The 10874-nt window shown below is 42.5% G+C and carries 8 protein-coding genes; 4 read left to right on the plus strand and 4 right to left on the minus strand.

Annotated features, from left to right (window positions below; translation table 11 throughout):
• Positions 1-31 precede the first annotated feature (31 nt).
• From ACFI6G_RS04720 to glgX, 3 genes are all read right to left on the minus strand, one after another.
• A complete protein-coding gene (locus ACFI6G_RS04720) occupies positions 32-754 on the minus strand; it encodes a tRNA (adenine(22)-N(1))-methyltransferase (RefSeq protein WP_065100714.1) in 723 nt (240 codons plus the stop codon).
• A gap of 142 nt (positions 755-896) precedes the next feature.
• Positions 897-2639, minus strand: a complete 1743-nt coding sequence (locus ACFI6G_RS04725; protein WP_462710154.1) for a sensor domain-containing diguanylate cyclase — start codon at positions 2637-2639, stop codon at positions 897-899.
• A gap of 230 nt (positions 2640-2869) precedes the next feature.
• Positions 2870-4864, minus strand: coding sequence for a glycogen debranching protein GlgX (glgX, locus tag ACFI6G_RS04730; RefSeq protein ID WP_016786361.1), 1995 nt, complete (start codon positions 4862-4864; stop codon positions 2870-2872).
• Positions 4865-5298: 434 nt separating this feature from the next.
• On the opposite strand from glgX, the gene ACFI6G_RS04735 reads away from it, so the two are divergent.
• From ACFI6G_RS04735 to ACFI6G_RS04750, 4 genes are all read left to right on the plus strand, one after another.
• Positions 5299-6573, plus strand: a complete 1275-nt coding sequence (locus ACFI6G_RS04735) for a maltoporin (protein WP_016797881.1) — start codon at positions 5299-5301, stop codon at positions 6571-6573.
• A gap of 103 nt (positions 6574-6676) precedes the next feature.
• Positions 6677-7486 carry a MalM family protein gene (locus ACFI6G_RS04740; RefSeq protein ID WP_016797882.1) on the plus strand — a complete coding sequence of 270 codons (810 nt, stop codon included), beginning with the start codon at positions 6677-6679 and terminating at the stop codon, positions 7484-7486.
• A gap of 331 nt (positions 7487-7817) precedes the next feature.
• Positions 7818-8321, plus strand: coding sequence for a hypothetical protein (locus ACFI6G_RS04745; RefSeq protein WP_016797883.1), 504 nt, complete (start codon positions 7818-7820; stop codon positions 8319-8321).
• A gap of 89 nt (positions 8322-8410) precedes the next feature.
• Positions 8411-10033, plus strand: coding sequence for an alpha-amylase family glycosyl hydrolase (locus tag ACFI6G_RS04750; protein WP_016797884.1), 1623 nt, complete (start codon positions 8411-8413; stop codon positions 10031-10033).
• Positions 10034-10160: 127 nt separating this feature from the next.
• Here the strand turns inward: ACFI6G_RS04750 and ACFI6G_RS04755 are convergent, their stop codons facing one another.
• The gene (locus tag ACFI6G_RS04755) at positions 10161-10376 is read right to left on the minus strand and encodes a hypothetical protein (RefSeq protein ID WP_016797885.1); all 216 of its coding nucleotides are present in this window, start codon (positions 10374-10376) and stop codon (positions 10161-10163) included.
• Positions 10377-10874 lie beyond the last annotated feature (498 nt).

Here is a 10874-nt window from a genome sequence, read left to right on the forward strand (position 1 = left end):
AGGTAAGCGATAGAGTTAGTACTTACTACAGTCAAATCGCTTGGTAAGCATCAATGATGTACTTCACTTCGCTAGGCTTACCTTGCTGATCTTGGCCTTGATGAATGCGTAAATAATGCTGTAATGTTTTGGCTTTGTATTGCTGAGATATCTGTAACTGATGCTCACAACTTGGCGCCCAGATCTTGTCACCAACGTTTGATATCTCACTAAGTGGTCGAATGTTTTCGCTTTCGCCTTGGTTGTTACTGACCAATAAAATCTCGTAGTAACGGCGGTTCTCTTCAATCAACACTTCGTCAACAAGGCCGAACTTGAGCGCTTTTAAATGGCTTCTTAGTTCGAATTGCTGATGCACTGGGCAAAGCAAAAAATCGATATCTTTGTCTGGATGCTGGTGATGAATGTCGTCGACGAGCTTCTGAGTCAGATCGCCACCCACACCAGCAATAATAACGAGGTGTTTGCCAGTGTGCTTATTCAGAGGAATGGCTGCGACATCTAAACAATAGACTTTCCACTGACTCCGCTTGTGTTGTTCAACGTTGTTATCTTGAGGAAAGTAACGCGTTAATTTGCCTTCAAGATCGTGCATAAGAGAGGGAACAATATCGACAAAGTGAATCAGAGGCGCTTTGTTGTCTGACAACAATTGAACACCCAAGAATCCATGATCACAGCAACAATCCCAAATGTGTTGGTAATCATCGCTGACAAGAGAATGGAGTGTTTGCAGTCGGTTACTTAGCTTCATAAGGTTCGTGTCGTTAGGAATAGGGTATTGTCGTGGCGAAGGCGCATTGTAATGACTTTCTATAAAAACAAAAGCACCTAGAAAATAAATCCTAGGTGCTTAAGAAGTCGATGCTTGAAACAATGAGTGACTTCAAGGCTCTTTAAGATTCTTTTGCGACTGCTCTTATATGGCCTTCTACTCTGTTCTTTCCGAGTTGTTGGGCGATAAGTTTCGCCTGTTCCGCTAAAGCTAACGCTGAATCTCTTTCGCCTTCTATTCGTGAAAACCCTACACTAACACCTAACGAAAGCGTGATGTCTGGTGTAGCGATAGTTTTCTCTGAGATCCTAATTCGACACTGATCCAATTGGAATTTGGCATCTTTAGCATCATTTGCTTTGAATAAGATGGCGAACTCTTTCCCACCAACTCGAGCAAGGCACAAGCTCCTTGGTTTAGGGAAGTAGGAACGTAGAGTTTCTGCAGTGAGCTTTATCATATTGTCGCCAATCGCTTCACCGTAGGCGCGGTTTACGTGGTCAAAATTATCGATATCAAGTAAAGCAACATAGGTCTCTGGCTCACTTGCGTAGTTTTTTAATGCGACATTGAAACTACTTTTGTTATCTAGCTGCGTCATCAGATCCTTGCGGCTCAACTGGTGGTTGAGTAACAAGTTAGATAAAGAGACTTCAGTGTAATCTCTGATCATACGCAGAATACTTTGGCTGATCGGCAAACTCGCATTCACATAGAGAATCGCAATCAACTGTTTGCGAGAGTGTAAAGGAATACAGTAATGACGTTGATGGATCTTGAGTTTACATGCCAATGGATCTGCGTACTTTCCGTTTCGGTAAACCATGGTGTCTTCTGGAAAGCGCTCTGCAAGGGATTGACCATAGTGTACTGTTGATTTGTTCCCATGATAATCAATGGTACTAAACGAATGATTTTCCGGCTGATAAAGGCAAAACTGAACGCCTTTATGGTACGTAAAGCTATCCAGTATCGATTTTAACTCTCGCTTAAAGCTGGCGAGGTCATTGACTTTATTAAGTCGTGATAACAACACATTTAAGCGGTAAGCCAGATAGTTTGCCCCAATCCACAGTAGAAGCAGTGAGCCTAGCACCACGCCCGTTAACGTAAATTGGTGTGAACTGGTTAATATGTCGTGGCGATCAGTACCCGCGATGAAAACCCAATTTAAGCTGTTGTCTGCGTCGAAAACCGATATCTTAAAATTATCTTGGTAGTAGTATTCGTGTAACCCGCCAGTTTCACCTTGTGAGAGTTGCTTGCTGATACCGGCATGATAGCTGATTGATTTAGAACCAATACGTTTCGGATCTGGGTGGAATACCAGTCTTTCAGTTGTTCGATCGACAACGAAAACATAGCCATTGCTGAGTGTTTTAAGGCTTCTTAAACCCTGCGTGGTGTGCAACAAGTCAAATTCAATCCATATTTCCTCGTTCAATCTTTCTACCGTGTGTTTTACCGCAAATACCCAACGCCCATCAGGCTTTTGATAAACGGAAGAAATGTAGAAATCCTCAACGACGTTATCTATTGAATGCCATTGTATTACGGCGATTTGTTCGCTCGAAAGTGGAAGACCTCGAGTGGAAATATAATTTTGAGATTGCGGTTTGTATCGAACGATATCTGAGAAATTGGGTGTTCTTTTTAGGATATTATCACTGATTTCGCGAAATTTTTTGTCATCAAAGCTGGATGCCTTAGGTAAGCCTAAACTGGTCTCAAGAAAGTAAAGCTTGCCGAAAACGGCTTCGATATTTGAGCGAATAGTGGAACTAGCGATACGAATATTTGATGATGATTGGTTAGTTGCTGTAGTTTCTACTTTCTCTAGTTGAGCGATAGCTAAATAAAGCATTCCTCCGGTTAGTAAGAGCATGTATGGTTTGAAAAGCCGAATAAGTGTTTTAGGTAAAGCCATGATATCCAAGACGTTATAGATTCATTTTTATAGTACGGCAATACTAAACAGTTTCATCCATCACATCAATGCAAATGATTCCATATAAAAGAATGATTTATGTGATATTCAGCTAATAAAAAAACCAGCTATAAATATAACTGGCTTTTATGGTTTTTGGCGTTTTATTAAGCTAGCTTAGCTTTTACTTCAATCAAATCAGTGTTATCTGGCGAGTAGTGCAAAATTGCCATCGAAGTCGGCGATAGCAGCATTTCACCTTCTGCATGACCTGGTTTTACATTCCGTAAGTTGGTATCACAAATGGTGACCCAGTTTTGGTCGCGATCAGTCGGTAACGAGAATCGAGCGGGTGCGTTGGTTTGGTTTATCAAATAAATCAATTCGTCACCGTCTTTGCCAATACCTAAGTGCAGCGCAACAGAGCTTAAACGGTTCCAATCATCATGCTCCATGAGTGTGCCATCGACACGGCTCCAGAAGATGCGGTTCGAGTTGCGTTTTTCTCCACTGAACGCCTTAATAAAAGGCACCATATATTGTTGACGTGCAGAGATCATTTCAGCTAACCAAGTCTTGAAATAAGTTTTTCGCTCAGAATCTTCCCAGTTAATCCAGCTAGTTACACTATCTTGACAGTAAGCGTTGTTGTTGCCTTTTTGAGTGTGAGATAACACATCAGCTGTCAGAATATGTGGAATGCCAAAGGCAAACAACAGACTCGCCATGAAGTTACGTTTCTGTTTTTCGCGTGTGGCAACAACCAATAGGTTTTCGGTTTCCCCTTCAACACCGTAGTTATCAGAGCGGTTATCACCGTGTCCATCTCGGTTGTTCTCGCCGTTATCTTCATTGTGCTTGTGTTTGTAAGAGACAAGATCTTGCATTGTGAAGCCGTCGTGATACGTGATGTAGTTTACGGTTAGTCTATATGGCCAGTGTGCTGCGCTGTAGATATCGCGAGATCCCATTAAGCGCGTCGCAAACTCTTTTAGATAGCCTTGATCACCGCGCCAGAAGCTACGTGTGATATCACGCAGTTTGTCGTTACATTCATTCCAGCCTAGTGGAAAGTTACCTACTTGATAACCGTTAGGGCCAATATCCCACGGTTCTGCAATCAACTTGGTCTCTTTGAGCACAGGATCTTGAGCAACGGCTTTGAAAAAAGCAGCTTCAGGGTTGTAATTATCGCCTTCACGTCCCAGCGTCGCGGCCAAATCAAAACGGAAGCCGTCGACTTTGAATTCACTCACCCAGTAACGAAGCGTATCCATCACTAAGTTGAGTGCGGGCTGGTGGGTGAGATCTACTGTGTTTCCACAACCCGTGAAATTCGCATAATGGCAGCCATGTTTAATGTAGTAGCGGCTATCGAGTGCTTTTAGGTTGAAGGTGGTTCCGCCTTCTCCACCCTCTGCTGTGTGGTTGTACACCACGTCTAGAATGACTTCGATGCCATTGCGGTGCAGTTCGCGAATCGCAGTCTTTAACTCGTTTACGGCATCTTTCTCTGCGTAGCGAGGGTCAGGCACCATAAACAAGTATGGGTTGTAACCCCAATAGTTCACTTTACCCATGTCTAATAGGTGTGGTTCATGCATGCATGCGGCAATGGGCAAAAGCTGTAGAGAGTTGATATTTTGCTGTTTGTAGAACGCAAGCATTTCAGGGCTAATCAACCCTAAATAACGACCTTTCGCGTTAGTCTCCACCGCTGGATGAAGTTTAGATAGGCCTTTTACATGAGTTTCAAAAAGAACAGTTTCTTCGCGGCTAATACGTGGCTTTTCGACGTCTTGCCAATCAAAGGTATCATCGACAACAACACATTTCGCCATCGAAAAGCTTTTTTCATTGGTATATGGAGTGACGTAATCGAGCGGTTCGCTGATTGATTTGGCGTATGGGTCTGAAAGTAAGATTGGGCCATCGTCAGTTTCAGCAATGAAGCCGTATTTTTGTCCAGCTTTAATGCCTTCGATAAACACATATCTGATATCGGCGTATTCATCTTCCAACGTGTAAGTGGTGAATTCATCGTTCTCATCAAAGAGCGCGAGAGATAGAGATTTACAGTCAGGAGAAAAAATAGAAAAGTTACAGCCAGTGTTACCTAGCGTTGCGCCTAGCGGATAAGGGCGAGCGAGCGTTCTAGTCATTGCTTGATTTCTTGTTCGTTTATCGACATCAGTGAACTATAAGTAAAAAGCTTTGTCACAATAAGGTCAAGCAACTTCACAGATTAATTACGGTAAAAAAAATAATTCATCGATGAAGTTCAAATTATATATTTGAGCTAGATCTCACTTATGTTGAATAATTAGATCTGTGTGCTGTCTACTCCTCCTATATTAAGTGATCTACCTCTTTAAAACACCATTCTGTATATTTTCTACTCCCCTCTAGTCCCCCTTAATTAACTTAGGGGCGGAGGAAGTCAAACTTGTCATCCCCTCTTAATATTGACCCCGTTGAAACGAATCAGGGGAAACCCTAAACCTCTCTATCTTACGACTACCATTACTGCCTTTGGTTGCCGCAAGAGAGCAAAAATATAAAAACCTAAAATAAATCGTCCTTAATGGAGTTAAGAATGAAAAAAATAAGTTTGATTGCTACAGCAGTGGCAACTACGCTAGCTGCTGGCTCTGCGTTCGCTGTAGATTTCCATGGTTATATGCGTGCTGGTGTTGGCCTTAGCGCTGACGGTGGCCAGCAAGTAACATTTGAAAAGAACAAAATCGGTCGTCTAGGTAACGAAGGCGATATATACGGTGAAGTTCAACTAGGTAAAGAAGTTTACAATAACAACGGCAAAACGTTCTACGTTGACTCTATGTTTGCAATGACTTCTAACGGTTCAAACGATTGGGAAAGCACTTCTACTAACTGTGGTCTTGACGACGCTGGCGATATTAAATGTGTTGATGATGCACAATTCGCGCTACGCCAGTTCAACGTTCAAGCTAAAGGTGTTCTAGATTTCGCTCCTGAAGCGACTCTATGGGCAGGTAAGCGTTACTACCAACGTCACGACATCCATATCTCTGACTTCTACTACTGGAACATCTCTGGCGCAGGCGCTGGTATCGAAAACATCGAAGCTGGTCCAGGTAAACTATCTCTAGCATGGGTTCGTAACGACCGTTCTGACATCGCTGACCCAGGTAACGATGGCGGCGACGCAAACGTAAATACACTTGATGCGCGTTACGCGGGTCTTCAAGTATGGGATAATGGTTCTCTAGAACTAGGTCTAAACTACGCGTTAGTTAACGAAACTGACGCAGCGCCAGACAGCACTAAAGATGCTAAAGATGGCGTAATGTTTACAGCTGAATTGACTCAAGGTCTAGATACAGGCTTTAACAAAACTGCAATTCAATACGGTACTGAAGGTTACTCTAAAACAATGGCGTTTTACGGTGACGGTAGTTGGTACGGTGCAGAAGCAAACAGTGGCGCATCTGGTTACCGCCTAATCAACTGGGGTGTAATCGGTATGGGTGATAGCTGGGAACTTGGTCACCAACTTGTTTACGGTGTAGGTGAAGACATGTGGGACGGCCAAGATAAGTGGGAAGCGATGTCTGCTGTTGTTCGTCCAATGTACAAATGGGATGACAACCACAAAACTATCTTCGAAGCAGGTTACGCTATCGATGATAACGATGGTGCAGAGAACAAATACGGCAAGCTAACAGTTGCTCAAGCATGGTCAGCTGGCTCTAGCTTCTGGGCTCGTCCTGAAATCCGTCTATACGCCTCTTACCTAACAGCGGATAAAGACGACAACTCTAACACATTCGACAACGGTCGTTCTGACGATACATTCCAGTTCGGTGTACAAGCTGAAGCTTGGTGGTAATCATCTAGCCATTAAGTCCTAAATTGTCCTAGAATGATACAGCCAGAACCTTATCTGGCTGTATTTATTTCAAAAAAACAATAATGAGTCGAGGTAGAAGGTAATGAAAAAATGGCTTGCTCCCGTACTGTTGGGAATGTTGGCTACAGGTTGTACTTCTGTAGAACAAGTCGATATTAACCCGAAAGGTCAGCAACAAGTGATCACGCAATCGGGCGACATTCAATGGGTACAAATTGATGTGCCTGTGGTTACTGAGTTCGCTTTGACTGACAAAAGCCAAATGCTGTTAGATGGCAATAGCGCTGGCGCAATTGCAGCGTTCGTGTTACCAGGTAATCGCGGCAGTCTCGATATCAAACTAGAGACATTTGTAAACAAAAATCTAGAGTTTTTCGCTCCTAACGTCACGGTAATGAATACGGCTGGCGAAACTATTTACCAAGCAGATTTCTCAAAGTTTAAGTACGAGCCAGCAAAACTGTTGGATAACGATAAGTTTGTACTTGAAATGAATGTGATTCCTGATATGACAGGTAACGACTTGCATGTTTTGGTTTACACGACTTCTTCTGATCTCAAAGGAAGTTCAGAAGTTCTTCACCCTGCAAAAGCCTTCGCTCTGGCAAATCACACTCAGCCGCCAGATATTGCAGACCCTCAAGCGAAACATAACCCACTCGGTCAGTTCCGTTTTTCAATATCCGCGAATGATATAGTGAATGCTAAGATTGTCGCGAAAAACGACAATATTCCGCAAGGTACAGACTTAACCAGTTACTACCATAACGCCATCAAAGTGGCCGTCGAAGCTAATGATATCCCGAAAGCTCTGACGCTTCTCGATGAAGCAAAAGAACTGGGTATTGAAGGTGCACAAACTGTATTTGTTAAAGCAATAAATACGAAATAATAAAATCGAAAGGCCAGTATTATGTTGGCCTTTCAAAATTTCAACTGGTTCATTATAAATTCGCCCTCCCTACATAGAGTTAGCTTATTAAAAAATTTATTTGTTTTGCTTTGTTTTTCATATTTAATAGATCAATAATTAATTTTGTTTCTAACCTTACTCATCCTAGACTAGGAAATAATTAAACCTATCAAAGTGATTTATCTCAAAAAAATAGAAAATAATATTCTTTATCAGTAGTTCGATATTTGCTTATTTTTAAATGTTAAATTTTCACGAACTTGGTGAGTTTTTATTTATTTTGGAATATTAAAAAGGAATTAATGTGAAAATGGACATGATGAAAACTTCGCTTGCTGCTCTATTTATTGCTCTTGTTGGTTGTCAATCGACGACTAAACCTGAAGCGACTGCCGAGCCAATTGTTAATCTGTCTCAAGACGAAGTCGTTGCTTTCATGGCGGCTTGTGACAAACCAGATAGCACTGCGAAAGGCCCGATATCTAAACCTTTGTTTGTTGTCGGTACGTTTGTTGATTCTGATTGGAAGCATGTACCTCAACGTAAATACACTTACAAAGGCAATAACTTCTACCAAGTTGTGACGCAAGAAAAAGTAGGCTTTTATAATATGCAGTATGCAACAGAGTTGTGGACCCCTCAATTTACTGCAAAAGGCAACCAAATGAATGTTGGTGAATTAACCCCACTTACATTTGGTGGTTACGAGTTGGATACTTCGGTTGATATTAAAAAAGATGGTAAATATGTCTGGAGTCTTCAATTTGAAGAAAAAGGCAAGCCAGTTCACGTAATGGTTAATAAGTGCCAGTAATATTCTATTCAGTCTTTATATTTTATTTGTTATTTATTAACCCCTGTATGTAATTTATGTTGGGGTTAATTTTACCTGGGAGAGTTTTAATGCATTATATCCGATATAATAAGATGCTCGGTAAATCTCTTATTGCCTTGAGTATTGTCAGCGTTTTATCTGCATGTAATTCATCTGGTGGAAGCGATAGTGGCAGCACACCATTGCCCGATACAAGTTACGCCTGCCAAGCGAATGTAATGGAGCAAAGCAATCAGCTTCGGACTTATCAAATCATGGTTGAAAGTTTTGTAGATGGAGATTCGAACATAGGTCATGGAACGGGTTATGGCACCAGTCATCACAATGGTGATCTTCAAGGGATTATTGATTCGCTCGATTACATCCAAGATTTGGGTATGAACGCAATTTGGCTTACTCCGATTTTTGAGTCTCAAGCGATCACGGGACAAGATCATTGGGCCGATCGTTTGGATGCAACGGGCTACTTTGCCACGGATTATTTTAAGATTGATCCTCGCTTTGGTGATTTGGAAACCGCGAGAACGCTGGTAGATGAAGCACACAAACGTGGCTTATATGTTTTCTTTGATGGTGTGTTTGGTCATCACAAAGAAGGGTTGATTAAGACATCTCCATCGGGTTTGTTACCTTCTGGTTCGAGCAATCCAGTGGATTACCCAGCAAGCTTGGATTTCTATAAAGAAGTCGCTACTTACTGGGTAAAAGAGCTAAAAATTGATGGTTGGCGTTTAGATCAAGCGTACCAAGTTCCAACCGACGCATTGACACAAATCCGCAAAGCGGTGGATGAAGCCTCGCAAAGTGTGACTTACACCAATGCGGATTGGGAGCAAGTTAATCCTTTGGGCTACATGGTAGCTGAGATTTGGAAAGGCGAATCAGAGATTGCAAGTGATGCGTATGGTGCGTCTGCTGAACCTGCGTTGTGCTCGGCATTTGATTTCCCTATGCGCTATCGTGTGGTGGAAACTCTTGCAGTGAACGAGAGCGGTGTTGGCGGTCGTGGTGTGCAATGGTTAGACAATGGTTACCAAACACACAACCAATACCCGTCTCATGCTCAGCCAAACTTGATGATTGGTAATCACGATTTGGTCCGCTTTGGTGACTTGTTGCAACGAGGCGGGTTAGCTGATGTGAACGACGCTGAATACTGGCAACGCCACAAAGCAGCGTTTGCATTCCAAGCGGCTTACACCGGACCAATTACTCTCTATTACGGAGATGAAATTGGTGACCAAGTTGATGATTTTTCGGCAAAAGAAGACAACAACACCTGCGCAGCCCGAGGCGTGTGTGATGATCACGTCGCGCGAAGCAGCGCTAAGATCGAAGGCGTAACTGCGACCTTAGATGCCAACCAGGTTGATCTGAAAAACTACGTTAAGTCATTGATGGATATGCGTGCTGTTCATCCTGCTTTGTATCAAGGTAGCCGCACTAACTTGCTAGCAAGTAATGGCAGTTATGTGGACTTGAAAGTATCTGGCGATGACCAAGTCTTATTTGCTTTGAATACACTAGAGAGTGCTCGCAACATTGTACTGACAGAATCGCAAGTTGGTAGCAATCGAGTGCTGGTGGATTTAATCACTAACCAACAAATCACATCAAGTAACGGGCAATATCAGTTCTCAATGTCTTCGTTACAAGGACGCTTCTTCAAAGTGAGGCTAAGCGGACAATAAGTTTTCCCTATTCATCCAAAGCCAAGTGTTGTTGCTGACCCCCCATAGGTGCACGCTTGGCTTTTTGTCCAAAATGCCGCTTTTTCTTGGTAACTATTCAGCTGCGAACTATTGACGTCGGCTTATGCTAGAATTCTGGTGTCTGATCATCCTCTTGGATCATATGGTGCTCGATAATTTTACGCAGCCACTTATAAGCTGGGATTTTCTGAAGCTTGGCGGTTTCTATCAGTGAGAACATGTACTCACGAAACAGATCTCCTCGATATGAGCGAGTCACGTAACAAAACTTTCTCATCAAGATATATTTACGCAGGACTCGCTCTGTAGCGTTGCTTGTCAACGGGCACATCCATAAAACGCCAGACTATGGCGTCATCAGCGATGAGATTTCGGCACCTACCTCGATATCGTTTCGAACATTGGTAACTGCCTAATTTGAGCCAGTGAAGCCAACTCTTCCTTAACTGCCTGAGTCGACAGTAATATTGGTTTCGGTAATTGTATTCTTGATATATCGATGGTGACACCTGAATACGCAATAAGCGACTAAAGCGAGTTTTTCTCTGATTTTTTGGTTTTCAGGATAAACGCTCTCCTCGATAGATATGACATTCCTTAGTATTTGAGCCCAGTATAGTTGGCGCTTAGATTCATCTATATATTTATAAGCTGAGTATTGGTCAGTCACTCAAAGGTGTGAAGCCGCCTCACCAAGCAGTGTTTGAATTCCAAGTTAACTGCAACCCGTTTGTGGACCACCCTGAGTTTGTAGAGATGGTTTGGGGGAAACTAACCACATTAGTTAAAGCGACTCGCTAGAAATAAAAAAGGGAGACTG

The organism is Vibrio sp. PSi01, from assembly GCF_054960695.1.

Excerpts from the sequence above, each read along its gene's own strand:
- ACFI6G_RS04720 (WP_065100714.1), bottom strand. The coding sequence starts at position 754 with ATGAAGCTAAGTAACCGACTGCAAACACTCCATTCTCTTGTCAGCGAT.
- ACFI6G_RS04725 (WP_462710154.1), bottom strand. The coding sequence starts at position 2,639 with ATGCTTTATTTAGCTATCGCTCAACTAGAGAAAGTAGAAACTACAGCA.
- glgX (WP_016786361.1), bottom strand. The coding sequence starts at position 4,864 with ATGACTAGAACGCTCGCTCGCCCTTATCCGCTAGGCGCAACGCTAGGT.
- ACFI6G_RS04735 (WP_016797881.1), top strand. The coding sequence starts at position 5,299 with ATGAAAAAAATAAGTTTGATTGCTACAGCAGTGGCAACTACGCTAGCT.
- ACFI6G_RS04740 (WP_016797882.1), top strand. The coding sequence starts at position 6,677 with ATGAAAAAATGGCTTGCTCCCGTACTGTTGGGAATGTTGGCTACAGGT.
- ACFI6G_RS04745 (WP_016797883.1), top strand. The coding sequence starts at position 7,818 with ATGGACATGATGAAAACTTCGCTTGCTGCTCTATTTATTGCTCTTGTT.
- ACFI6G_RS04750 (WP_016797884.1), top strand. The coding sequence starts at position 8,411 with ATGCATTATATCCGATATAATAAGATGCTCGGTAAATCTCTTATTGCC.